Here is a 450-nt window from a genome sequence, read left to right on the forward strand (position 1 = left end):
ACGTCGCCAACAACGCTGCCAATATCGCCAAAGGTCTGAACATTGCCGCCGACAACGGCAGCGACGACAACGTCCAACTGGGCGAAACCGTTGCCTACCGCAGCAGCGACAAAAACATCGTCACCACCGTGTCCGACAACCAGATTGACTTCAAACTGGCCAAAGACATCACTGTTGACAGCGTCACCGCAGGCGACAGCAAACTGAATACAGACGGCCTCACCATTACAGGCGGTCCGAGTGTGACCAAGTCAGGCATCAATGCCGCCAGCAACAAGATCACCAATGTTGCCGCCGGTACCGATGACACCGACGCCGTCAACTACAGCCAGCTGAAACAGCAAAGCGCCTCCGCCCGTACCGAGGTCGCAGCCGGTACCAACATCAAAGACGTGGTGAAAACGACCGGAGCCAACGGCCAAGACGTTTACACCGTCAACGCCAAAGGCA

The 450-nt window shown here is 56.9% G+C and carries 1 pseudogene; it reads left to right on the forward strand.

What is annotated here, in order from left to right:
• A pseudogene (locus HMPREF2606_RS10425) lies at window positions 1-450 on the forward strand (hypothetical protein); the annotation flags it as partial.

It is taken from the genome of Neisseria sp. HMSC070H10, assembly GCF_001837635.1.
GTDB lineage: Bacteria > Pseudomonadota > Gammaproteobacteria > Burkholderiales > Neisseriaceae > Neisseria > Neisseria subflava_A.